Origin of the sequence: Sphingomonas sp., assembly GCF_042095875.1 — a bacterium.
Taxonomy (GTDB): domain Bacteria; phylum Pseudomonadota; class Alphaproteobacteria; order Sphingomonadales; family Sphingomonadaceae; genus Sphingomonas.
Window position 1 is genome coordinate 1 of sequence record NZ_JBELMJ010000020.1, and the last position, 23,723, is coordinate 23,723.

At 69.4% G+C, this 23,723-nt stretch carries 26 protein-coding genes; 7 read left to right on the forward strand and 19 right to left on the reverse strand.

All coding sequences use genetic code 11. From position 1 onward, the window contains the following. The 5 genes from ACFDS6_RS08820 to aroC all read left to right on the forward strand — a co-directional run. On the forward strand, positions 1 to 239 hold a 239-nt coding region (locus ACFDS6_RS08820; RefSeq protein ID WP_375271783.1), incomplete at its 5' end, for an SDR family oxidoreductase. Between the two features lie 78 nt (positions 240 to 317). Beyond that, entirely contained in the window at positions 318 to 704 is a 387-nt protein-coding gene (locus ACFDS6_RS08825; RefSeq protein WP_375271785.1) for a hypothetical protein, read from the forward strand. Then, positions 704 to 958: a DUF4160 domain-containing protein gene (locus tag ACFDS6_RS08830; protein WP_375271786.1), complete on the forward strand. Its 255-nt coding sequence runs from the start codon at positions 704 to 706 to the stop codon at positions 956 to 958. The genes ACFDS6_RS08825 and ACFDS6_RS08830 overlap by 1 nt, the downstream gene beginning before the upstream one ends. Beyond that, positions 933 to 1,187, forward strand: a complete 255-nt coding sequence (locus ACFDS6_RS08835; RefSeq protein WP_375271787.1) for a DUF2442 domain-containing protein — start codon at positions 933 to 935, stop codon at positions 1,185 to 1,187. Before ACFDS6_RS08830 ends, ACFDS6_RS08835 begins: the two co-directional genes overlap by 26 nt. Then, entirely contained in the window at positions 1,184 to 2,251 is a 1,068-nt protein-coding gene (aroC, locus tag ACFDS6_RS08840) for a chorismate synthase (protein WP_375271788.1), read from the forward strand. Before ACFDS6_RS08835 ends, aroC begins: the two co-directional genes overlap by 4 nt. A gap of 377 nt (positions 2,252 to 2,628) precedes the next feature. On the opposite strand, the gene ACFDS6_RS08845 is transcribed toward aroC, so the two are convergent. The 7 genes from ACFDS6_RS08845 to ACFDS6_RS08875 form a co-directional block, all read right to left on the reverse strand. Further along, a complete protein-coding gene (locus tag ACFDS6_RS08845; RefSeq protein ID WP_375271789.1) occupies positions 2,629 to 2,910 on the reverse strand; it encodes a hypothetical protein in 282 nt (93 codons plus the stop codon). Between the two features lie 65 nt (positions 2,911 to 2,975). Next, positions 2,976 to 4,265: an adenylosuccinate synthase gene (locus ACFDS6_RS08850; protein ID WP_375271790.1), complete on the reverse strand. Its 1,290-nt coding sequence runs from the start codon at positions 4,263 to 4,265 to the stop codon at positions 2,976 to 2,978. Positions 4,266 to 4,376: 111 nt separating this feature from the next. Next, positions 4,377 to 5,348, reverse strand: coding sequence for a glutathione S-transferase family protein (locus tag ACFDS6_RS08855; protein WP_375271791.1), 972 nt, complete (start codon positions 5,346 to 5,348; stop codon positions 4,377 to 4,379). 57 nt (positions 5,349 to 5,405) lie between these two features. After that, complete coding sequence (locus ACFDS6_RS08860; RefSeq protein WP_375271792.1) at positions 5,406 to 6,503, reverse strand: ATP phosphoribosyltransferase regulatory subunit; 1,098 nt, start codon at positions 6,501 to 6,503, stop codon at positions 5,406 to 5,408. Then, positions 6,500 to 6,952 carry an endonuclease domain-containing protein gene (locus ACFDS6_RS08865; RefSeq protein ID WP_375271793.1) on the reverse strand — a complete coding sequence of 151 codons (453 nt, stop codon included), beginning with the start codon at positions 6,950 to 6,952 and terminating at the stop codon, positions 6,500 to 6,502. Before ACFDS6_RS08865 ends, ACFDS6_RS08860 begins: the two co-directional genes overlap by 4 nt. A gap of 101 nt (positions 6,953 to 7,053) precedes the next feature. Beyond that, a complete protein-coding gene (gene serA, locus ACFDS6_RS08870; RefSeq protein ID WP_375271794.1) occupies positions 7,054 to 8,631 on the reverse strand; it encodes a phosphoglycerate dehydrogenase in 1,578 nt (525 codons plus the stop codon). Positions 8,632 to 8,776: 145 nt separating this feature from the next. Next, positions 8,777 to 9,943, reverse strand: coding sequence for a phosphoserine transaminase (locus ACFDS6_RS08875; RefSeq protein ID WP_375271795.1), 1,167 nt, complete (start codon positions 9,941 to 9,943; stop codon positions 8,777 to 8,779). A 241-nt stretch (positions 9,944 to 10,184) separates the two neighbouring features. Here ACFDS6_RS08875 and ACFDS6_RS08880 point away from each other — a divergent pair, with 241 nt between their 5' ends. Both ACFDS6_RS08880 and ACFDS6_RS08885 read left to right on the forward strand, forming a co-directional pair. Further along, positions 10,185 to 11,243 carry a sterol desaturase family protein gene (locus ACFDS6_RS08880; protein WP_375271796.1) on the forward strand — a complete coding sequence of 353 codons (1,059 nt, stop codon included), beginning with the start codon at positions 10,185 to 10,187 and terminating at the stop codon, positions 11,241 to 11,243. Continuing rightward, the gene (locus ACFDS6_RS08885; protein ID WP_375271834.1) at positions 11,243 to 11,881 is read left to right on the forward strand and encodes an extensin family protein; all 639 of its coding nucleotides are present in this window, start codon (positions 11,243 to 11,245) and stop codon (positions 11,879 to 11,881) included. Before ACFDS6_RS08880 ends, ACFDS6_RS08885 begins: the two co-directional genes overlap by 1 nt. On the opposite strand, the gene ACFDS6_RS08890 is transcribed toward ACFDS6_RS08885, so the two are convergent. From ACFDS6_RS08890 to cobS, 12 genes are all read right to left on the reverse strand, one after another. Continuing rightward, on the reverse strand, positions 11,878 to 12,498 hold the full coding sequence (locus ACFDS6_RS08890; protein WP_375271797.1) for a MarC family protein: 621 nt from the start codon (positions 12,496 to 12,498) through the stop codon (positions 11,878 to 11,880). The genes ACFDS6_RS08885 and ACFDS6_RS08890 overlap by 4 nt on opposite strands. 43 nt (positions 12,499 to 12,541) lie before the next feature. After that, positions 12,542 to 13,411, reverse strand: coding sequence for a bifunctional methylenetetrahydrofolate dehydrogenase/methenyltetrahydrofolate cyclohydrolase FolD (folD, locus tag ACFDS6_RS08895; RefSeq protein WP_375271798.1), 870 nt, complete (start codon positions 13,409 to 13,411; stop codon positions 12,542 to 12,544). Positions 13,412 to 13,477: 66 nt separating this feature from the next. Continuing rightward, positions 13,478 to 13,789 carry a YggT family protein gene (locus ACFDS6_RS08900; RefSeq protein ID WP_375271799.1) on the reverse strand — a complete coding sequence of 104 codons (312 nt, stop codon included), beginning with the start codon at positions 13,787 to 13,789 and terminating at the stop codon, positions 13,478 to 13,480. A gap of 130 nt (positions 13,790 to 13,919) precedes the next feature. Then, positions 13,920 to 14,408: a hypothetical protein gene (locus tag ACFDS6_RS08905; protein WP_375271800.1), complete on the reverse strand. Its 489-nt coding sequence runs from the start codon at positions 14,406 to 14,408 to the stop codon at positions 13,920 to 13,922. Between the two features lie 13 nt (positions 14,409 to 14,421). After that, on the reverse strand, positions 14,422 to 15,324 hold the full coding sequence (gene argB / locus ACFDS6_RS08910) for an acetylglutamate kinase (protein ID WP_375271801.1): 903 nt from the start codon (positions 15,322 to 15,324) through the stop codon (positions 14,422 to 14,424). 79 nt (positions 15,325 to 15,403) lie between these two features. Beyond that, entirely contained in the window at positions 15,404 to 16,549 is a 1,146-nt protein-coding gene (locus ACFDS6_RS08915) for a PepSY-associated TM helix domain-containing protein (protein ID WP_375271803.1), read from the reverse strand. Between the two features lie 65 nt (positions 16,550 to 16,614). Then, the gene (locus ACFDS6_RS08920) at positions 16,615 to 17,313 is read right to left on the reverse strand and encodes a Fe2+-dependent dioxygenase (RefSeq protein WP_375271804.1); all 699 of its coding nucleotides are present in this window, start codon (positions 17,311 to 17,313) and stop codon (positions 16,615 to 16,617) included. Positions 17,314 to 17,329: 16 nt separating this feature from the next. After that, a complete protein-coding gene (locus ACFDS6_RS08925; RefSeq protein WP_375271805.1) occupies positions 17,330 to 19,798 on the reverse strand; it encodes a TonB-dependent receptor in 2,469 nt (822 codons plus the stop codon). Between the two features lie 58 nt (positions 19,799 to 19,856). Then, positions 19,857 to 20,123, reverse strand: a complete 267-nt coding sequence (locus tag ACFDS6_RS08930) for a ribbon-helix-helix domain-containing protein (protein ID WP_375271806.1) — start codon at positions 20,121 to 20,123, stop codon at positions 19,857 to 19,859. A 13-nt stretch (positions 20,124 to 20,136) separates the two neighbouring features. After that, positions 20,137 to 20,826: an aspartate/glutamate racemase family protein gene (locus ACFDS6_RS08935; RefSeq protein ID WP_375271807.1), complete on the reverse strand. Its 690-nt coding sequence runs from the start codon at positions 20,824 to 20,826 to the stop codon at positions 20,137 to 20,139. Positions 20,827 to 20,831: 5 nt separating this feature from the next. Beyond that, entirely contained in the window at positions 20,832 to 22,658 is a 1,827-nt protein-coding gene (gene cobT, locus ACFDS6_RS08940) for a cobaltochelatase subunit CobT (protein WP_375271808.1), read from the reverse strand. Continuing rightward, complete coding sequence (cobS, locus tag ACFDS6_RS08945) at positions 22,659 to 23,663, reverse strand: cobaltochelatase subunit CobS (protein ID WP_375271809.1); 1,005 nt, start codon at positions 23,661 to 23,663, stop codon at positions 22,659 to 22,661. Positions 23,664 to 23,723: the final 60 nt, after the last annotated feature.

Sequence of the window (23,723 nt, forward strand, 5' to 3'; positions counted from 1 at the left end):
CGGGTCCGATCAAGACCCTGGCGGCGAGCGGGATCGGCGATTTCCGCTACATCCTGAAGTGGAACGAGCTCAACTCGCCGCTGCGCCGCAACGTGACGATCGACGACGTCGGCGGCGCGGGGCTGTACCTCCTGTCCGACCTCGCGTCCGGCGTGACGGGCGAGATCCACCACGTCGATGCCGGCTACAACGTCATTGGCATGAAGGCCGAGGACGCACCCGACATCGCGCTGGCGTGAGCGGGCAAAGTGAATGACGCTTTACGTAGAGTGTAAATAGCTTTAGGCGAGGTGCCCTAATCTGTAATAGGCGCACGTATGCCGATGATCGAGATTGACTTCGAGACGTTCAAGGAGATTACGCGCCGACGCCCCAGCGAGAGCGTATCCGAAGGGGACGTCGTGCGGGAGGCTCTGGGGCTCACGCGCTCCGAAGAACCTGATGCGGTAACAAACGCCACCTTCTGGGAAAGCGAAGGCGTGCAGTTCGAAGTGGGCTCGAAGCTCGAACATCGTTTCCGCGACGGCCGCATCGTCGAAGCTACCATCACCGATCACGGTGTCGAGATGAACGGTGTCGTCTACTCCGGCCTGTCTCCTGCCGGGGTGGCAGTCGCGGGCCACCAGCTCAACGGGTGGCTTTTCTGGTTCCTGCGCGATGAGGCCGGCAAGCTCGTGTCGGCCGACACGCTGAGGAAGCGTTGATGCCACAGGTTTTCAGCGAGGATGGCTTCCGCTTCCATTTCTACTCCGGCGAAGGCGACCCGCGTGAGCCGGTCCATATTCATGTCGCGAAGCGCGGGTTGGGCGACGCCAAGCTGTGGCTTTATCCAGACGTCAAGTTTGCCTATAATCATGGCTTCGATGCTCGTACCCAGCGGTGGATCAGCAATGTCGTTGGTGCCCGACGAGCAGAGATCGAGAAAGCATGGCATGAACATTTCGGTACGAGCGACTGAGGTCACCTTCGACACAGACCAGATGTGGGTCTGCCTCGACGATGGTCGTACCATCGGCGTACCGCTCGCCTGGTTCCCGCGATTGCTGAACCGATCACGTCATGAATTAGATCAAGTTTGGATAAGCCCGACGGGCCTCCATTGGGACGAACTCGACGAGGATCTCTCGATCGCTTCTCTGCTGAATGGCACGCAGACAACGGTGACCGGCACCCGTCACGCTGCATGAGCCACAACACCTTCGGCCGCGTGTTCCGCTTCACCACCTGGGGCGAGAGCCACGGGCCTGCGATCGGCGCGGTGGTCGACGGCTGCCCGCCCGGCATCGCGCTCACCGAGGACGACATACAGCCGTGGCTCGACCGCCGCCGCCCCGGCACCTCGCGCTTCACCACGCAGCGCCGCGAGCCCGACCAAGTAAGCATCCTGTCGGGTGTGTTCAACGGCCGGACGACGGGCACGCCGATCAGCCTCATGATCGAGAACGTCGACCAGCGTTCGAAGGATTACTCGGAGGTCGCGAAGGCCTATCGTCCCGGCCACGCCGACTATGCCTATGACGCGAAATACGGCTTGCGCGACTATCGCGGCGGCGGGCGATCGTCGGCGCGCGAGACCGCGTCGCGGGTCGCGGCGGGCGCGGTCGCGCGGCTGGTCGTGCCGCAGGTGCGCGTGCGCGCCTGGGTCGAGGCGATCGGCGGCGACGCGATCGACCCAGCGAACTTCGACGACGCGCAGATCGACGCCAACCCGTTCTTCTGCCCCGACGCGCAGGCCGCCGAGCGGTGGGAGGCGAAGGTCGACGCCGCGCGCAAGGCCGGCTCCTCGCTCGGCGCGATCGTCGCGTGCGAAGCGACCGGTGTCCCCGCCGGCTGGGGTGCGCCGCTCTACGCCAAGCTCGACAGCGAACTCGCCGCCGCCGCGATGTCGATCAATGCGGTGAAGGGCGTCGAGATCGGCGACGGCTTCGCGGCCGCCAGCCTGTCGGGCGAGCAGAATGCCGACCCGATGCGCCCCGGCCCGGACGGCCCGGCTTTCCTCGCCAACCACGCCGGCGGCATCGCGGGCGGGATCGCGACCGGCCAGCCGATCCGGCTACGCGTGGCGTTCAAGCCGACCAGTTCGATCCTGACACCCGTGAAAACGGTCGACCGCGACGGTGCAGCGGCCGAGATCGCCACCCGCGGGCGGCACGACCCGTGTGTCGGCATCCGCGGCGTGCCCGTGGTCGAGGCGATGATGGCGCTGGTGCTCGCCGATCAGTCGCTGCTCCACCGTGCGCAATGCGGGTGATCGTTTCGAAACGGTAATGTCTTCGCCCATCGGCGAGCAGTTCTACGCGCGGACGGCAGACACGATGCCGATTATGGCAAGTAAATAGACGCGCGTAATCCCACATAATCTTTATCGGACGCCCGTAACCATTCGGGCTGGCGGCGCTCTTCGCATGGAACGTCCTGGCGATCACGCCGTTGTTGGCGACAGTTCGTAGGAGAGAACAACATGCGTATGATGATTTCGATCGCCGCCGCCGCACTCGCACTTCCCGCCCTCGCGTCGGCGCAGACGACCGGCGGTTCGACCGGCACCGGCATGGGTACCACGACCGGCACGATGGGCAGCCCGACCGGCACGATGGGGTCGCCCACCGGCACGATGGGCACGATGGATCAGACCTCGCCGAGCACGTCGACGACCACCACCACGACCAACTCGACGATGAGCAACCCGTCGACCAGCACGACGCGCTCGACCCGCTCGCGCACGCGCAACCGCTCGACGATGACACCGCGCACGACGACGCCGAACGCGTCGACCATGACGCCGAACTCGAGCACCATGACACCCAACTCGAGCACCATGACGCCGAGCCCGACCGACCCGAACGGCACCATGAGCACGATGGGTACGACGACCGGCACCACGCCGCCGCGTTTCTGATCCGCGCACATCGCTGAAACGACGAAGGCCCGGGATCACTCCCGGGCCTTTCCATATTCACGCGCCTGGACTGCGCTCAATCGGTGAACGGATCGCGCACCAGGATCGTGTCCTCGCGCTCGGGACTGGTCGACACCAGCGTCACCGGGCAGCGGATCAGTTCCTCGACGCGGCGAATGTACTTGATCGCCTGCGCCGGCAGATCGGCCCAGCTGCGCGCGCCCGCGGTCGACCCCGACCAGCCTTCCATCTCCTCGTAGATCGGCTCCACCTCCGCCTGATCCTTCGCATGCGCCGGATAGTAATCGAGCTCTTCCCCGCGCAGGCGATAACCCGTGCAGATGCTGATCGTCTCGAACCCGTCGAGCACGTCGAGCTTGGTCAGCGCGATGCCGGTAATGCCGCTGACCGCCGCCGACTGGCGCACCAGCACCGCGTCAAACCAGCCGCAGCGCCGCTTGCGCCCCGTCACCGTCCCGAACTCGCGCCCGCGCGTACCCAGTCGCTCGCCCGTCTCGTCGTCCAACTCGGTCGGGAACGGCCCCGATCCGACGCGCGTCGTGTACGCCTTGGCGATGCCGAGCACGAAACCGACCGCCGCCGGCCCCAGCCCCGACCCGCCCGCCGCGGTGCCCGCGATCGTGTTGGACGAGGTGACGTAGGGGTAGGTGCCGTGATCGACGTCGAGCAGCACGCCCTGCGCGCCCTCGAACAGGATGCGGCGGCCGCGCTCGCGCGCCTCGTTCAGGTCGCGCCACACCGGCTTGGCGAACGACAGCACGAAGTCGGCGATCTCGCGCAGGTCGGCGAGCAGGCGGTCGCGGTCGATCGGCGCCTCGCCGAAACCGGCGCGCAGCGCATCATGATGCGCACACAACCGGTCGAGCTGCGGCCCCAGGTCGTCCAGGTGCGCCAGGTCGCAGACGCGCAGCGCGCGCCGGCCGACCTTGTCCTCGTACGCCGGACCGATGCCGCGACGCGTCGTGCCGATCTTCCCCGCCCCACTCGCGTCCTCGCGCAACCCGTCGAGATCGCGGTGGAACGGCAGGATCAGCGCGCAGGTGTCGGCGATGCGCAGCGTATCGGGCGTCGCAACGACGCCCTGCTCGCCCAACCGCCCGACCTCGTCGCGCAGCGCCCAGGGGTCGAGCACCACGCCGTTGCCGATCACCGACGGCGTGCCGCGCACGATGCCCGACGGCAGCAGCGACAATTTGTAGACGTTCTCGCCCACCACCAGCGTGTGGCCGGCATTGTGCCCGCCCTGGAATCGGACCACCACGTCGGCGCGCTCGGCCAGCCAGTCGACGACCTTGCCCTTGCCCTCGTCGCCCCACTGGGCGCCGACCACCGCTACGTTCGCCATGAGATACAGAACTCCGCCTGCCGCGTATGGTCCGCGCGCCCTTCGACAGGGCTCGGCGCGCGAACGGTTCCGAATTGTTCGCGGCGCGGGTAGCCGCGCGGCGAAGGCGGGTCAACCGCCGGCAGTGCGTCCGGCCCAGGGCAAGTCGGGGCCGGCCGGAACGATGCCGCACGGGTTCAGGTCGCGGTGGCTGGCGTAGTAATGAGTCTTGATGTGATCGAGGTGCACGGTCTCGGCGATGGCCGGGGTCGCGAGCATCCGCTCCAGCAAGGCCTCCAGCGCCGGATAGTCCTGAATCCGGCGGATGTTGCACTTGAAATGGCCGTGATACACCGCGTCGAACCGGACCAGAGTGGTGAACAGCCGGATGTCGGCCTCGGTCATCCGGTCGCCGACCAGCCACTCGCGCCCGTGCAGCCGCTGCTCCAGCATATCCAGCGTCGCGAAGAGCGGGTGGACCGCTTCTTCGTATGCCTGCTGCGTCGTCGCGAAGCCGGCCTTGTACACGCCGTTGTTCACCCGTTCGTAGACGTCGTGGTTGACCCGGTCGATCTCCGCGCGCAGCGGCGCGGGATAGAAGTCGCCGGGCGTCGCGCCCAGTTCGTCGAAGGCCGCGTTGAACATGCGGATGATCTCCGCCGACTCGTTGCTGACGATCGTCTCCGTCTCGCGGTCCCACAGCACCGGCACGGTGACCTTGCCGGTATAATCGCGGCGTGCGCGCGCGTAGAGCTGCCACAGGAAATCGGCACCGTGCAGCGGATCGCCGGTCCCGCCGCGCGCGGTGTCGAACGTCCAGCCATCGTCGAGCATCACCGGGTCGACGACGGACACCGGGATGATCGCGTCCAGCCCCTTCAACACACGGACGATCAGCGTACGATGCGCCCACGGACAGGCGTAGCTGACGTAGAGATGGTAGCGCCCCCTCGCCGCAGGCCGGGCGGACTGCCCGTCGGGCCCGGGCTCGCCATCCGCGGTGATCCAGTCGCGGAACCCCGACTCCTGCCGCTCGAACACGCCGTCCTCGGCGTCGTCCGTCACCTTGCCGGCGTGCCACGCGCCGTCGACCATCCTGCCCATCTGCCATCCCGCGTCGCTATCGATGGCTTGGAAACGCGCGAGCCCAGCGGTCGTGCCCTACAGCGGCTGCGCGCCACCGTCGGCGTAGCGATGCGTGCACAGCTGCGCCTCCGGCGTGTCGCCGGCCTCCAGCGCCGCGACCGTGACCCAGCCCGCGGCGCGCATCGCCGCGCCCTCCCGCGCCGGCGTGCCGAGCGGCAGGAACAGGCGCCGTCGCTCGGGTGCGGGCTCGCTCGCGAGCCGGTCGCCGTAGAGCGAGAAGCCGGTCGCCGCCTCCTCCGCGCCGCCTTCGTGAACGATCGTGTAGGTGCCGCCGCGACCGATCTCCGCACCCGCGCCGCGCGCGAACAGCGAGAAGCCGAGCCAGCTCTGATATTCGAACCCGTGCCGCTCGGTCGGGTCGAGCGTCATCGCGACGCGCCCGTCGACCGCGCGCGCGATCTCGGCCAGGCCGTCGAGCCGCGATGCCAGCACCCCCGCGGTGTCGAACGCGCGCAACCGCGCCAGCGCCTGGTCGAACGGCCCGGCAGCCTCGACCAGCGGCAGGTAGGCGGGCGCGATCTGCGCGACGCTGCCGGCATCCTTGGCGTCGAGCCGGTCGCGCAAGGACGCGAGCCGGTCGGCCGCGACCGGCAGCGCGCCGGCGGCGAGCGCGTCGACCAGGTCGGGCAGCGTAAAGTCGATCGACACGCCCGACACGCCCGCCGCCTCCAGCGCCTCGACCGCGACGGTCACGACCTCGCGCGCGGCGGCGACCGAGTCGAGCCCGATCAGCTCGGCACCGATCTGGCGCAGCTCGCGCGCGGGCGACAGCTGCCCGCCGCGCAGCTTCAGGATCGAGCCGGCGTAGCTGAGGCGCACCGGACGCGGGTGGTGCGCCATCCGCGTCGCGGCGACCCGCGCGACCTGCGCGGTCAGGTCGGGTCGGACCGCGAGCGTGCGCTGCGACACCGGATCGACGAAGCGCACCGCGTCGGTCAGCCCGCCGGCCTTGAGCCGCGTCGACAGGCTCTCGGCGTACTCGGCGAGCGGCGGGTCGACGCGCTCGTAGCCGTGCAGGCCGACCGCGGCGAGCACGCGCGCCTCGATCGCCGCGGCAGCGTCGGCGTGCGGCGGCAGCCGGTCGCGCAGCCCTTCGGGGAGGAGCGCGGTCACGCTACCTGCTCCCTCTCCCCTGCGGGGAGCGTCGGGTCGGTCGTGCTCCCAGCACGACCTTCACCTTGCGGGGCAAGGTGAACCCGACGCTGGTTGGGGTGAGGGGCTGCCCGGAGCGCCATCGCAATCGTGGCGAGCACGCCATCCAGATTATGCAACACTTCGCCGTTGGTGAAACGGATCACTTGGTAACCTTGCGTCTTGAGCCACGCCGTCCGTCGCTCGTCACGCGCTCCGTCGCTCGCGTGGGTGTCGCCGTCAACCTCCACGATGAGCCCGTGTTCGCGCGCGCAGAAGTCGGCAATGTAGCTGCCGATGACGACTTGGCGAGAGAACCTATAGCCGTGCAGTTGGCGGTTGCGGAGAACCGACCACAACAGCCGTTCCGGCTCGGTCATCTCGCGCCTTAAGCGACGGGCGCGGTTGCGAGGCACGGGATCGGTCTGCATGGCACGAACATTCCGGAGGGCAGCGCTTGGCGCAACCCCTCACCCAACCCTCTCCCCGGAGGGGAGAGGACTAGACGCCTTCCTCCCCTCCGCGCGTCACCTCAGAACATCAGCCCCATCGCGGTCTTCACCGCCGGCAGCGCCTTGACGCGCGCGAGCAGGTCGCCCGTCACCGCCTCATCGACCGAGAGCAGCAGCACCGCCTCGCCGCCCGCCTGGCGCCGCCCCAAGTGGAAGGTCCCGATGTTGACACCCGCCTCGCCCAGCAACGTGCCCAGCCGGCCGATGAACCCCGGCGCGTCCTCGTTGACGACGTAGAGCATCGGCCCGGCCAGATCGGCCTCGACCTTGATCCCGAACAGCTCGACCAGCCGCGGCGTGGCGTCGCCGAACAAGGTGCCGACGACCGAGCGCTCGCCGTCCGCAGTGCGGACCGAAACGCGCACCAGCGTGTGATAGTCGCCCTCGCGCTCGCTCCTGATCTCGCGCACCTCGACGCCGCGGTCGCGCGCCAGCAAGGGCGCGTTGACCATGTTGACGGTCGCGGTCTGCGTGCGCAGGAACCCCGCGAGCACCGCGCTGGTGATCGGCTTCTGGTTCAGTTCGGCGGCGGCACCCTCGGTGTGAACCGAGATGCGGTCGATCGCACCGTGCGACAGCTGCCCGACCAGGCTGCCGAGCTTCTCCGCCAGCGCCATGTAGGGCTTCAGCTTGGGCGCTTCCTCCGCCGACAGGCTCGGCATGTTGAGCGCGTTGGTGACGCCGCCCGAGACGAGGTAGTCGGCCATCTGCTCGGCCACCTGGATCGCGACGTTGACCTGCGCCTCGGTGGTCGACGCGCCCAGGTGCGGGGTGGAGACGAAATTGGGCGTGCCGAACAAGGGCGACGCCTTGGCCGGCTCCTCGACGAACACGTCGAGCGCGGCGCCCGCGACCTGGCCGCTATCGAGCGCGTCCTTCAGCGCCGCCTCGTCGATCAGGCCGCCGCGCGCGCAATTGATGATGCGCACGCCCTTCTTGGTCTTGGCGATGTTCTCCGCCGACAGGATGTTGCGGGTCTGGTCGGTCAGCGGCGTGTGCAGCGTGATGAAGTCGGCTCTGCTGAGCAGCTCGTCGAGCGTCACCTTTTCGACGCCGATCTCGACCGCTCGCTCAGGCGTCAGGAACGGATCGAACGCGACCACGCGCATCTTGAGCCCACGCGCGCGGTCGGCGACGATCGAGCCGATGTTGCCCGCGCCGATCAGCCCCAGTGTCTTGGAGGTCAGCTCGACCCCCATGAAGCGGTTCTTCTCCCACTTGCCCGCCTGCGTCGACGCGTCCGCCTCGGGCAGCTGCCGCGCGAGCGCGAACATCAGCGCCATAGCGTGCTCGGCGGTGGTGATCGAATTGCCGAACGGCGTGTTCATCACGACCACGCCCTTCGCCGACGCCGCCGGGATGTCGACGTTGTCGACGCCGATCCCGGCGCGGCCCACCACCTTCAAATTGGTCGCGTGCTCCAAGATGTCGGCGGTCACCTTGGTCGAGGAACGAATCGCGAGGCCGTCGTAATCGCCGATGATCGCCTTCAGCTCGTCGGGCGTCTTGCCGGTGATCTCGTCGACCTCGACCCCGCGCTCGCGGAAGATCTGCGCCGCGCGCGGGTCCATCTTGTCGGAAATCAGTACCTTGGGCATGGGGAAGCTCCGATATGGGAGTGAATAGCTCCCTCTCCCCGCCGGGGAGAGGGTCGGGGTGAGGGGCGCGTGTCTCACCGATAACAACGTCTCGGGCCGCCCCCTCACCCAACCCTCTGCCCAGAGGGGAGAGGGCTAGGAAAGATTACGCCTTCGCCTGCGCGTAGGCCCAGTCGAGCCACGGCCCGAGCGCCTCAATGTCGGCGCTGTCGACCGTCGCACCGCACCAGATGCGCAAGCCCGGCGGCGCGTCGCGGTAGCCGGCGACGTCGTACGCCGCGCCCTCCGCCTCGAGCAGCGACGCCATCTTCTTGATCATGGCCTCGTCCGCGCCCGCGACCGTCAGGCACACGCTGGTCTTCGACCGCGAGGCCTCGTCCGCGGCCAGATGCCCGAGCCAGTCGCGCTCCGCCACGATCCGGTCGAGCGCGGCGGCATTGGCGTCGGAACGCGCGATCAGCCCGCCCGCACCGAGCGACTTCGCCCATTCGAGCGACCAGATCGCGTCCTCGACCGCCAGCATCGACGGCGTGTTGATCGTCTCGCCCTTGAAGATACCTTCGGAGAGCTTGCCCTTGCTGGTCAGGCGGAACACCTTGGGCAGCGGCCAGGCGGGGGTGTAGCTCTCCAGCCGCTCGACCGCGCGCGGCCCCAGGATCAGCACGCCGTGCGCGCCCTCGCCGCCCAGCACCTTCTGCCAGCTGAACGTCGCGACGTCGATCCGGTCCCACGGCAGATCGTAGGCGAACACGCCGCTGGTCGCGTCGGCGAACGACAGACCCTCGCGATCCTCCGCAATCCAGTCGCCGTTCGGCACGCGCACGCCGCTGGTGGTACCGTTCCAGGTGAACAGCACGTCGTTCGACCAGTCGACCTGGGTGAGGTCGGGCAGTTGCCCGTAGTCGGCGCGGATCACGGTCGGATCGATCTTCAGCTGCTTGACCGCGTCGGTCACCCAGCCCTCGCCGAAACTCTCCCACGCCAGCGCGGTGACCGGGCGCGCGCCCAGCATCGTCCACATCGCCATCTCGTACGCGCCGGTGTCGGAGCCCGGGACGATGCCGATCCGGTGCGTGTCGGGCAGTCGCAGCAGCTCGCGCATCAGGTCGATGCAATATTGCAGCCGCTGCTTGCCGAGCTTGGAACGGTGTGAGCGCCCCAGCACGTCGATGGCGAGCTTGGCAGGATCGTAGCCCGGCGGCTTGGCGCAGGGGCCGGACGAGAAATGCGGGCGAGCCGGCTTGGTCGCGGGCTTCGCGGGCGCCTGGTCGGCGGACGGACGGGTGGCGTCGGCGGTGAACGTGTCAGTCAATGTATAACTCTCCTCACAGAGAGCACGCGCGGCGTTGGGACCGCGTGGCCCGTCGACCGCGCTGAAGCAATTGGCCGCGCGCGTCAACCGCTGACGTGGGTCGATGCGCCTCGCCGTTCGCTGGTTTGGCGCGACTGATCGACCGAGCGCACCGGTCCGCCGCAGCCGAGCGCATCGTTAACGCGGCAGCAGGAAAGCGCGCGCTACCCCGCGGCTTCACCCTACGCGGAGCAGCGCGAACGTGGACGCATCATGGCTGGCCGACTGGACCGCGCGCGCGAGCGAGGCGCTCGCCGCGCTGGCGCACGCGGTGACCGGCTTCGCGGGCGCGTCGGCGACGCGGCTCGCCGCCACGTTCCTCGCGCCCGGCTCGACCATGTCGCTGCCAGCACTCCTCCTCTCGCTCGCCGCCTTCGCGGTGGCGGTGGCGCACCGGCGGCGCGGACGCGGCGTGTCGTGGCGGGTGCTGCGGCGCGTGCTGCTGCCGCGGCGGCTGTTCGGCACACCGTCGGGACGCACCGACGCCTGGTTCGCGCTGACGGGGATCACGATCACCGGCGTCGCGATCGGCTGGACGCTGGTCAGCGCCGAGTTCGTCCGCGCTGAGCTTCAACCGTGGCTCGGCACGCCGCTCCACCCGTGGCTGCCCGGCTGGCTCGCCGTCGCGTTCGCCACGCTGGTGCTGTTCGTCGCCTACGAGTTCGCCTATTTCATCGATCACTGGCTGATGCACCGCGTGCCGTGGCTGTGGCATTTCCACAAGGTCCATCACCAGGCGGAAAGCCTGTCGCTGCTCACCAACTTCCGCGTCCACCCGGTCGACACGATTCTGTTCGCTAACATTCTCGCATTGTTCCTGGGGTGCACGCAGGCGGTGCTGGTGGTCGTGCTCGGCCACGCCGCGACGCCGCTCACGATCGGCGGCACCAACCTGATCGCGCTGACGGTCGCGACCTTGCTGACCCATCTACAGCACAGCCACCTGTGGATCACCTTCGGTCCGCGCTGGGGCCGCTGGCTGCTCGCGCCCGCGCACCACCAGATCCATCATTCCGACGATCCGCGCCATCACAACCGCAACATGGGCGACGTGCTCGCGGTGTTCGATCACCTGTTCGGCACCTTCTGGATGCCCTCAGCCGATCGCGAGGTGCGCCGCTTCGGCGTCGACGACGGCACGCCCGACCCGCACGGGCTGCGCGCCGCGCTGCTCGACCCGTTCATCGCCAGTGCCCGCGCACTCGCGCCGACGCGCGGGCCACGCCGCACGCGCGCGCCGGGCCGGGCGACCACCGCGTGATCGCGCGCAGCCTCGCTGTTGCGTCGCTGCTGGCGCTCGCCGCCTGCGGCCGCGGCGAGCGTCCCGCCACCGCGCCGCGCATCGCCGACGCGCCGAGCGCGCGCGAGACGCAGCGCTGCTTCGCCGACCTGCGCGAGATGGGCGTCACGTTCCAGCCGCTGCCCGATCGTCAGATGGGGCCGGGCTGCGCGCTGACCGGCACGGTCAAGCTGCTCGACATAGGCGTGCCGACCGCGAACCTCGGCGCGATCCGCTGCGGCGAGGCGCGCGCCTTCGCCGCGTGGGCGCGCAACGGCGTCGCACCCGCCGCTTACCAGATTCTCGGCGCCGAACTGTCGCGCATCGTCAGCATGGGCAGCTACGCGTGCCGCAACACCGTCGGCACGCGCGGACCGGCGCGCCGTTCCGGCCACGCGATCGCCAACGCGATCGACGTCGCGACGTTCGAGTTGAAGGACGGCCGCCGCGTCAGCGTCGAGCGCGACTGGAACTCACCCGACGCCGATGTGCGCCGCTTCCTGCAGACGATCCACACCTCGGCGTGCCGCCGCTTCGGCACCGTGCTGTCGCCCGACTACAACGCCGCGCACCGCGACCACCTCCACCTGGAGGACGACCGCACCAGCTTCTGCCGTTAGTGCAGCTGCTCCATCACGCCGTCGATCACGAACTGCACCGCGAGTGCGGCGAGCAGCACGCCCAGGATGCGCGTCACCACCGCCTCGATCTTCGCCCCCACCACGCGCATCAGCGGGCCCGCCGCGAGCAGTGCGACCAACATCAGCACGAGGTTGGCGAGCAGCGCGCCGAACACCACCAGCGAGCGCTCGATCCCGTTGTTGCGCGCCATCAGCAGCATCACGGTCGCGATCGACCCCGGCCCCGCAATCATCGGCATCGCCATCGGGAAGATCGACACGTCCTCGACCTCGGAGGTCGCCTGTACCTTCGCCGCGCGGTCCTCGCGCCGCTGGGTGCGCTTCTCGAACACCATCTCCAGCGCGATCAGGAACAGCATGATGCCGCCCGCGATGCGGAACGACGCCAGCTCGATGCCGAGCCCGTGGAGCAGCGGCTCGCCGACCAGCGCGAAGACCAGCAGGATGACCGCCGACACGATCACCGCGCGCACCGCCATCGCGCGGCGGTGCGCCGCGGTCGCGCCCGCGGTCAGCCCGGCGAAGATCGGCGCGCACCCCGGCGGGTCGATCACCACGAAGAAGGTGACGAACGAGGAAACGAACAGCTCGAGCATCAGCCGCGCTCACCCGCCCAGACCCGGCGGCGCACGCGACCGCTCACAGATCGTCGTCCAGCGTCACGCCCTCGCGCCGCGCGGCGGAGATCAGCGTGTTGCGCATCAGCACCGCGATCGTCATCGGCCCGACCCCGCCCGGCACCGGGGTGATCGCGCCCGCGACCTCCGCCGCCGCCGGATCGACGTCGCCGACCAGGCCCGCATCGGTGCGGTTGATGCCGACGTCGATCACGCTAGCGCCCGGCTTGATCCACTCCGCCTTGACAAAGCCGGGAATGCCGACCGCCGCCACGACGATGTCGGCCTGACGGACGTGCGCGAACAGGTCGCGCGTGCGGCTGTGCGTCATCGTGACGGTGCAGCTTTCCTGCAGCAGCAGCTGCCCCATTGGCTTGCCGACGATGTTCGATCGCCCGATCACCACCGCCTCCAGCCCCGCCAGGTGCGGATGCACGTCCTTGAGCAGCATTAGGCAGCCGAGCGGGGTGCACGGCACGAAGCCTGGCAGCCCGGTGGCGAGCCGCCCGGCATTGACCGGGTGGAAACCGTCGACGTCCTTGTCCGGGTCGATCCGCGTGATGACGCGCCGCTCGTCGATGTGGCGCGGCAGCGGCAGCTGCACCAGGATGCCGTCGACCGCAGGATCGGCGTTCAACCGGTCGACCAGCGCGATCAGCGCGTCCTCGCCCACATCGGCCGGCAGGCGGTGTTCGAAGCTCTCCATGCCGGCGGCGGTCGTCGCCTTGCCCTTGCTGCGGACGTAGACCGACGAAGCGGGGTCCTCGCCGACCAGTACCACCGCCAGCCCAGGCTTGCGCCCCGACGCGGCGACGACGCGCTCGACCTGTGTCGCCACCCGCGCGCGCAAGCGCCCCGCGAACTCCTTGCCGTCGATGATCCGTGCGCTCATGCCGACCTCCTTAGAGCGCAGCGGCCCGCTTCGCCAGCACCGCGACCGCCGCGGTGCCGCGCCCGCTCAGATCGCGTTGCCGCCCGACAACATTGCCGCACCCACGTTGTTCAGGATGATGTTCAGGATCGCCATCGCCACCAGCACGATCATCGGCGCGAAATCGATGCCGCCGGTGTTGGGCAGCATGCGGCGGATCGGGCGGTAGAGCGGCTCGGTCAGCCGGTCGAGCCCGTCGTGGAGCGAGCGGATGAACGGGCTCGACGTGTTGATGACGTTGAACACGATCAGCATCGACAGCACGAACTGGATGATGATCACCCACCACAAAACGTTGAGCAGAACCTGCAGGATCTGGATGATGGTCAGCGTCAGCACGGGGCAATCGTCTCCGAACGGGTCACGCCGGCTCTAGACGATGCGGGCGTGAAACGAAACGTCCTACGCGAGCGGACGATACGGGTTCCCCTCGCCTGCTTCGCCGCGAGCCTCCGCGGTTGATCGGGCCTCACTCGCCCGGCTGACCATCGATCGGTACCTGCCGGTCCCCGCCGCGCAGGCGGTGGATGGCGATCACCTTGTCGTCGCGGATGTCGTACGCCACCGCGTCGTACGACCAGCAGCAATGCCGCGGCAGGCCGCCCCAACTGGCGGCCGAGTTGTAATACTCGACGAACAGCAACCGCGGGGTGGAGGAGAAGCCCGAGACGATCCTGAACGTCACGCCCTTCGCGGCGAGTTTCGGGCCGTAGCGGTTCAGCCACTCCGCCTTGTTCGACGCCACCTGCCGCCCATCCTCGTCGACGCGAACCGCGTCGGAGAGCAGCGCGGCGTAGGCGTCGAGATCCTTGTGCGTGATCGCCCGCATCAGCCGCGCTGCCAGCGCATCCTGCCCCGGCAGCGGCGGCGGCGGCGGCACCTGCGCCGAACACGGCAGCGCCGCCATCATCGACAGCGCCGCGCAGAGCCGCTTCAACGTCACGCGGTCGCGCTCCACCGAGCCATCGGCGCTAGGCGCCGCGCCGGATCAGCGTACCCGCACCGCGCTTGGTGAAGATTTCCAGCAGCATCGCGTGGCGGATGCGGCCGTCGAGCACCACCGCCGCGTCGACCCCGGCCTCTACCGCGGCGACGCACGTCTCCAGCTTGGGGATCATCCCGCCGGTGATCGTGCCATCGTCGCGCAGGCGGCGGACCTGCCCGGGGTCGAGATCGGTCAGCAGTTCGCGCTGCTTGTCGAGCACGCCCGCCACGTCGGTCAGCAGGAAGAACCGCGCCGCGCCCAGCGCCGCCGCGATCGCGCCCGCCATCGTGTCGGCGTTGATGTTGTAGGTGTGGCCGTCCGCGCCGATCCCGATCGGCGCGATCACCGGGATGATCCCGTCGGCGGACAGCGTGTCGATGATGCGGCGGTCGACCGCGACCGGCTCGCCGACGAAGCCCAGGTCGACGTGGCGCTCGATTCCCTGCAGCGGATCGGCCTCGCGGCTGGTGCCGACCTTCTCCGCCTGGACCAGCCCCGCGTCCTTGCCCGAGATGCCGACCGCGCGCCCGCCGGCGCGCCCGATCCAGCTGACGATCTCCTTGTTGATCGAGCCCGCCAGCACCATTTCCGCGATCCGCGCGGTCTCCGCGTCGGTGACGCGCAGGCCGTCGACGAAGCGCGACTCGACGCCCAGCCGCTTCAGCATCGATCCGATCTGCGGCCCGCCGCCGTGCACCACCACCGGGTTGATGCCGACCGCCTTCAGCAGCACCACGTCCTCGGCGAAGTCGCGCTGCGCCTGCTCATCGCCCATCGCGTGCCCGCCGTATTTCACAACAAACGTCTTGCCCGCATAGCGTTGCAGGTAGGGCAGCGCCTCGACCAAGGTCTCGGCCTTGAGCGACGGCGTGAAGGTGGGTTCGGTCATGGCTGCGCGCGATAGCGGCGGCGAAGCGATTGCGAAAGCGCCCGCTGCGTGCCTCGGCCCGCGCCGCCGCCGCGCGCGCCTATTCCGCCGCCACCGCGACGCGCTTCGCGCGCTGCCGCCGCGCCAGGTCCGCCTTCCACCCGCGCGCGCGCCACCACATGATGACGCCCGTGACGCCCAGCAGCGCGGGGATCACGCCGCCTGCGAAGATGATCGCCTGCCACAGCCAGCCCATGTCGGTGCCGTCGTGGATGCGCCGCATCCAGCGCGCGACGCTCGGGCCGCCGCGGCTGCGCTCGGGCGCGGCGACGCCGCTGTCGTCGGCGACCGTCACCGTGCGCATCGGCTGCGTGTCGTACGACACGGTCCAGTCGGACTTGAGATCGGTCGGCCACACGATCGTGCGCAGCCGCGCCTCCGGCCCGACCGGCTTGGCGCGCGCCACGACCTGCGCCAGCGGCAGCGCCGGCCGGTCGAGCGGGCGCGCGCGCATCATGGCAGCGCGCCCGCCACCCGGACCGCCGGGCCCCCGCGCGCCCTCACCCACCAGCGCGCCGAAGAACGCGGGGAAACTGATCCACGCCCCCGTCAGCGACAGCACGAACAGCGGCAATGCGACCCAGAAGCCGGTCAGGTAGTGCAGATTGGTGTCGGTGTTGCGATGCCGCTTCCAGCGCAAGCCCCGCGCCCAGCGCCCGACGGTCGGCCACCACAGCCACAATCCGGTAAAGCTCGACAGCATCATCGCGACGCCGATCCAGCCGACGATGCTGCGCCCCACGCCCGGCACCATCAGGCTGCCGTGCAGCACGTGCAACGTGCGCACCAGCCCGCCGCGGTTGCTCGCCACGTCGAGCACGCGCGCGCTCGGCGGATCGAGGAAGATCATCGTGCGCGGCGGCGGGCCGGGCTGCGGCCTGGCACCGGGCTTGGGCGCGCCCGCGACCGTCACGGTGACGGGACCGTTCCCTTCCTCGGGCAGCACCAGATTGGCGACGCGGTCGCCCGGCGCCATCCGCGTGCGCGCCGCCGCGACGTAGCGGTCGAGCGGCAGCAGCGCCTGCCCCGACACCGCGTAGCGCGCGGGGTTGACCAGCCGGTCGAGCGCGTCGTGCCACACCAACGCGGCGCCCGTCAGCGAGATCGGGATGATCAGCGCGACCAGCAGCAGCCCGATCCACTTGTGAACCTGGAACCACGCCTTGCGCCACTTCAGCTTGTTCATGCCAGATGTCCCCCGACCCGCGCGATCACGCTCGCACGCGGGCTATTGCAAGTCAATCGCAACGCTCACGCATCAGCCCAGCGGCGCAGCAGATTGTGGTACACGCCGGTCAGCCGGATCGTCGCCGCGTCCGCCTGCCCCAGCCCACCCTGCTCGGGCGACCGCGCCACCGCCTGCACGCCCTGGTCGAGCTCGAACAGGATGCGGCGTGCGCCGTCGTCGCGCACCATCGACTGTATCCAGAAGAACGAGGCGACGCGCGTGCCCCGCGTCACCGGTTCGACGCGGTGGAGGCTGGAGGCGGGGTAGAGCACCAGGTGCCCGGCGGGCAGCTTGACGCGCTGCTCGCCGAACTGGTCCTCGATCACTAGCTCGCCGCCATCGTAGCTGACCGGATCGGACAGGAACAGCGTCGCCGACAGGTCGGAGCGGATGCGGAAGTCGCTGCCGCGGCGGATGCGCACCGCATTGTCGACGTGCATGCCGAACGCCTGCCCGCCGGCGTAGCGGTTGAACAACGGCGGATAGACCTTGAGCGGCAGCGCGGCGGCCACGAACAGCGCCGAGCGCCCCAGCGCGTCGAGCACCTGCGCCCCGCCCTCGCGCGCGGCGGCGTCGTCCTCGGGCAATTGCTCGTTGCGCTTGGCAAGCGCGGATTGCGGCCCGGACGTCGCATTGCCGTCCTCCCACGCGCCCGCGTCGATCACGCCGCGCAACCGCGCCATCCCTGCGTCGTCCAGCACGTCGGGAATCGCGATCAACATGGGCGCCGTCCTTGGGTCAGAAGCTGTAGAACAGGCTCAGCACCGCCTGCCGCCGCTCGCCCGGTGCCGCCCATCCCCCCGACACCACGCCCGTGGTCGCGTTGATGTTGTTGCGCACGGAGGTGAAGTAGCGCTCGTCGGTGAAGTTCTGCACGTTGAGCTGCAGGGTCAATCCTTCGCGGAAGCTGTACGCCATGTACGCGCGGTGGATCAGGTAATCGTCGACCGTGAACTGCGGCGCGACCACGTCGCCCGTCGCCACCACCGGCGAGTTCGCGACGAACGATCCCTGATAGGTCAGGCCGTAGCCGACCTCCAACCCGAACGGCAGGCGATAGGTGGTGAACAGGCTGCCCGAATGCTTGGGCGTCTGCACCAGCCGGCTCCCCGCCTGCGGGTCGGGGATCGCGACCGAGTTGGTGCATCCGTTGCCGGCCGGGTTGGCCGCCGAGCCGCGCGGATTGTCGCGGCAGAAGTCGGACACCGACTGCAGCACCTCGCTGTCGAGATAGGTGTAATTGGCGAAGATCGTCCAATCGCGCGTGACGTTGCCGCTGGCGCCCAGCGCGATGCCGTCGACGCGGCTGCGCCCGTCGAGCACCTGGAGCGAGCTGGGCAGCGCGGGGTCGTTCGACGGCACGCGGTAATTGGTGCGCTCGTTGCGGAACAGCGCGGCGGTCAGCTCCAGCCGCCGGTTGAACAGCCCCGCCTTCGCGCCGACCTCGTAGTTCTTCGCCGTCTCCGGCGCCACCGCGCACGGATCGGCCGCGGTCGGCGTGGCGAGCGTGCCGCAGCCCGCGCGCACGGTCGCCGACGACGGCGTCCTCGAATTGCCGTAGCCGCCGTACAGGCTGACGTTCTGGGCCGGGTGGAACACCGCGCCGACGCGGTAGGAGAACAACCGCTCGCGGCTGAGCTGCGGCACCTGCGCCAGCGCGGTCACCTGCGTCGCGCCCGGCGGCACGAACGCGAGCGGGTGCGCGCGGAAGGTGTTGCGGTTGGTCTCCCACCGCACGCCGCCGTTCAGCTCGAACAGCGGCCCGAGCTCCAGCGTGTCGAACGCGTACACCGCCAGGTTGCGCGACTCGGCGGAGGAGATCGCGGTCACCGTGCGATTGACCGGGCCGGTATAGGTCGTGTCGGGCGCGACGATCGGCAGGATCGGCAACGGCACCGCCGCACCTGACGCGGTGCGCGTCAGCGAACCCTGCACCAGGTCGTAATCCTCGATCGTGCCCGCGACGCCGATGTTGGCGACGTTGCGGATGCCGCCCTTCTCGCCCGCCTCGATCCGCAGGTCGGTCTGGTTGTATAGCAGCTGGTTCTCCTGCTCGCGCACCAGCCCGCGCGGGCCCGACGGCTGCCAGAAACCGGGCGCCAGCCCGGTCGGGCACGGCGCGCCGACCGTGCCGTTGATCGTCGCCGTCACCGGCTGGCGTCCCGTGCCCGCCAAGCAGAAGGTCCCCTGCGGTGCGCTGGTCACGCTGTTCTGGCCGACGCGCTGCCACCGCGTCAGGTTGCGCACCGAGAGCTGGTCGTTGACCGCGTGGCGGAAGGTGGCGGTCAGGCGGTCGACCGTGATGTCCTGCCGATCGAGATTGACGATGCCGTAATAATCGGACCGGCTGGTGCCGGGCAGCGGGCCGTCGTTGATCGTGTTCTCGAAATATGGAACGCCGAAGATCGGCGTGTTGCGATCCTCCTGGTGGACGTAGGCGAGCGTCAGGCTGGTCGGGCCGCCGACGCCGATCGTCACCGCGGGCGCGACGCCCCAGCGCTTGAACTTCTCCACGTCGCGCCCGGGCACGTCGTTGCGGTGGAACATGCCGTTCAATCGCACCGCCACCATCTCGCCGACGCGCTTGTTGGCGTCGATCGAGGCGCGATAGTAATCGTCGGTGCCGACCGCCCCCTGCGCGATCGTCAGGTCCTCCGCCCGCGGCTCCTTGGTGACGAGGTTGATCGTGCCGCCGACGCTGCCAGCTCCGTTGAACACCGAATTGGCCCCGTTATAGACCTCGATCTGCTGGAGGTTGAACGGGTCGGTGCGGCTGTATTGCGCGCTGTCGCGCACCCCGTCGACGGTGACGTCGTTGTTGGCGGAGAAGCCGCGCAGGTTAATCGAGTCGCCGTAGCCCCCGCCGCCCTCGCCCGCACCGAAGGTGATGCCGGGGATCGTCTGCAACGCGTCGCGCAGCGTCAGCAGGTTCTGCTTCCTCAGCGTCTGGTCGGAGATGACGGTGATCGTCTGCGGCGTGTCGATCAGCGCGGAGGTCGCCTTGGGGCTCTCGACCGCGGGCGGCTTCGCCTCGGGCGTGCCGGTGACGACGATGTCGTCGCGCTCGATCTGCCCGCGCCCGTCCTGCACGTTCGCGCCGACGCCGGCGGCCAGCGGCGCGCTCCTCGGCGCCTCCGCGGCGGCGGGTGCGCTGGCGATGAACCCGACACAGGACAGCGCCAGGAACGACGACGCGGTGGATGACATGAAACGAACCCCCTTTTTGTGGGACTTCAGCTATTGAGAGTCGTTCGCACTGTCAACGCTAATGCGACCCACTCGCACCTTCGTCGCGCGATTGTGCCAGCAACCACGTGCGGAGCGCGCTGGCGAGGTTAGGCGGGTCGCGCTCGACGATCCGCAGCGCGTCGATCTGCGCGACCAATGCCGACAAGGGCAGCGCGCGCGCCACCGCCTCGGCTTCCAGCACCTCCCAGAACATCGGTTCAAGGCTGATCGAGGTCTGGTGTCCCGCGATCGTGATCGACCGTTTGACCGGGCCGACGAACCCGCCGGGCGGCGCGGCGATCACGCCAGCGACTCGATCATTGCAACGCGGCGTCCACGATCGCCAGCGCATGTAGCTCGGTCGTGTCGAACAGCGGCACGGCGCTGTCGTCGGGCCCGATCAGCAGCATGATCTCGGTGCAGCCGAGCACGATCGCCTCCGCGCCGCGCGCGACCAGCCGCGCGATCACGTCGCGGTACAGCGCGCGCGACGAGTCGAGCACCACGCCCTGCACCAGCTCGCGGTAGATCACGTCGTGGACGATCCCGCGATCGGCGCTCGTCGGCACGATCACGTCCAGCCCGTACTCGCGCAGCCGCTCGACGTAGAATGGCTGCTCCATCGTGAACGCGGTGCCGAGCAGCCCGACGCGCGTGTGCCCCGCCCGCGTTACCGCCGCGGCGGTCGCGTCGACCGCGTGGACCAGCGGCACGTCGACCTCGGCCGCGACTGCCTCCGCGACGCGGTGCATCGTGTTGGTGCACATGGCGAGCAGCTCGGCCCCGCCGCGCTCAGCCGCCCGCGCCGCCTCGACCATGCGCGCCGCCAGCGCGTCCCACTCGCCGTCGTGCTGGAGCGCGGCGATCTCGGCGAAGTCGACCGACACCATCACGCTCCTGGCCGAGTGCGTGCTCCCCAGCCGGCGTCGCACCGCCTGGTTGATGATGCGGTAATATTGCGCCGAGCTTTCCCAGCTCATTCCGCCGATCAGCCCGATCGTCCGCATGACGGCTACTCCGCGTCGAACAGCGCCGCGAGCTGCTCGATGATCGTGCCACCCAATTGCTCGGCGTCCATGATCGTCACCGCGCGGCTGTAATAGCGCGTCACATCGTGCCCGATGCCGATCGCGACCAGCTCGACCGGCGAGCGCCGCTCGATCCAGTCGATCACCTGCCGCAGATGACGCTCCAGGTAGCTGCCCGAATTGACGCTCAGCGTCGAATCGTCGACCGGCGCGCCGTCGGAGATGACCATCAGGATGCGCCGCTCTTCGGGGCGCGCCATCATCCGCGCGTGTGCCCACATCAAGGCCTCGCCGTCGATATTCTCCTTGAGCAACCCTTCACGCATCATGAGGCCCAGCGCGGTGCGCGCGCGCCGCCACGGCTCGTCCGCCTTCTTGTAGACGATGTGGCGCACGTCGTTGAGCCGGCCGGGCTGCGGCGGGCGGCCCGCCGACAGCCACGTCTCTCTGGACTGCCCGCCCTTCCACGCGCGCGTCGTGAAGCCCAGGATCTCGGTCTTGACCCCGCACCGCTCCAGCGTGCGCGCGAGGATGTCCGCGCTGATCGCCGCGATCGAGATCGGCCGCCCGCGCATCGACCCGGAATTATCGATCAGCAGCGTGACCACCGTGTCGCGGAACTCGGTGTCGCGCTCGATCTTGTAGCTGAGCGACTGACCGGGCGCGACCACGACGCGCGCCAGCCGCGCCGCGTCGAGCAAGCCTTCCTCCTGGTCGAAATCCCACGAGCGCGACTGCTGCGCCATCAACCGCCGCTGCAACCGGTTGGCGAGCTTCGACACCGTCGATTGCAGGTGGACGAGCTGCTGGTCGAGATAGCCGCGCAGGCGGACCAGCTCGTCGGCGTCGCACAGGTCGGTCGCCGCCACGATCTCGTCGAACTGGGTCGACCACACCTTGTAGTCGAACTGCGGCATGTGGTCGGACGGCGGACGGTTGGGACGGACGGGCTGCATCCCCTCCTCGCCCTCGTCGCCCGGCTCGCCGTCGACGTCGTCCATGTCGTCGCCGTCGCTCTCCTGGCTCTCGCCTTCCTGCTCGTCCGACTGGCGCTCCTCGCCCCGCGCCTCGGTCTGCGCCTCACCCTCGCTGCCCTCGGCCTCGCCCTCGTCGGCCTCGTCGCTGTCCTCGCCCTCGCCGCCGGCCTCGTCCTCGCCGCCTTCCTCGTCGCTCTCCTCGGGCACCTGCTCGCCCTCGACGAGTTCCAGGTCCTCGAGCAGCTTGCGCGTCAGCCCCTGGAACGCGCGCTGGTCGTCCAGCACCAGCGACAGCGCGTCCAGGTCGACCCGCTCGCCCACCCACTCGCGCACCAGTGCCAGCCCCGGCTCGCTCGCCACCGGCGACGGCAGCCCGGTCAGCGCCTCGCGCACCATCAGCCCGAGCGCGGTCGACAGCGGCACCTCGCTCTGCGACCGCGCGCGCGTGATCGGGTCCGAGCGCAGCCGCACGTCGAGCGCGGTGGCGAGATTGTCCGAAATCCCGGCGTAGCCGCGGCTGCCCAGCGCCTCGACCCGCGCGGTCTCCACCGCGTCGTACACCGCGCGCGCCACCGCCTCGACCGGCGCGCCGCGCGCGTGGAGCGACGTGTCGTGATGCTTCAGCCTGAGCGCGAACGCGTCGGCGAACCCGCGCGCCTCCGCCACCTGATCCGCGGGCAGCGAGCGCGCGGGCATCGGCACGCGGATATGCTTGCCCGATTGCGTCGGCGCGTCGGCGGTGAAGGCGAGCTCCACCTCCGCCTCGTCCGACAGCGCGCGCGCGGTCCCGCCGAGCACCGCCTTGAACCGATCGAGGGGCGTGTCGTTCGCCATTTACGCCTTCTGGGCCACGCTCTCGGGCAGGTCGCGCCCGAACACGCGCTGGTAATATTCCGCCACCAGCGGCCGCTCGGCGTCGTCGCACTTGTTGAGGAACGACAGCCGGAACGCGAAGCCGACGTCCTTGAAGATCAGCGTGTTCTGCGCCCAGGTGATGACGGTACGCGGGCTCATCACGGTGGAGATATCTCCGTTGATGAACCCCTTGCGCGTCAGGTCGGCGACGCGGACCATGTTCTCGACCGTCTTCTTGCCCTCTGGCTTGTCGTACTCGCCCGATTTCGCGAGCACGATGTTCGCCTCGGTTGCGGCAGGCAGGTAGTTCAGGGTGACGACGATGTTCCAGCGGTCCATCTGACCCTGGTTGATCTGCTGCGTGCCGTGGTAGAGGCCACTGGTGTCGCCCAGCCCGACCGTGTTGGCGGTCGCGAACAGCCGGAAATACGGGTTGGGGCGCAGCACGCGGTTCTGGTCGAGCAAGGTCAGCTTGCCCTCCGCCTCCAGCACGCGCTGGATCACGAACATGACGTCGGGGCGGCCCGCGTCATATTCGTCGAACACCAGCGCGGTCGGCGTCTGCAGCGCCCAAGGCAGCAAGCCTTCGCGGAACTCGGTCACCTGCTGGCCGTCGCGCAGCACGATCGCGTCGCGCCCGATCAGGTCGATGCGGCTGATGTGCGCGTCGAGGTTGATGCGGATGCACGGCCATTTCAGCCGCGCCGCCACCTGCTCGATGTGGCTCGACTTGCCGGTGCCGTGATAGCCCTGCACCATCACGCGGCGGTTGTGCGCGAAGCCCGCCAGGATCGCCAGCGTCGTGTCGGGATCGAACACGTAGGCGGGGTCGAGGTCGGGGACGCGCTCGTCGGCCTCCGAGAAGGCGGGCACCTCCATGTCGCTGTCGATCCCGAACAGCTCGCGCACGCCCACCATCTTGTCGGGCGCGTCCATGATCGTGCTGTCCCGGCTGTCGGGCTGGGTGTTGGAGAGGTCGTTCATCGAGCTTGAGCCGCTTGTTTGGAGTGGTCGCGATCAGTGCGAAGGTCGGGTGTCCACGTC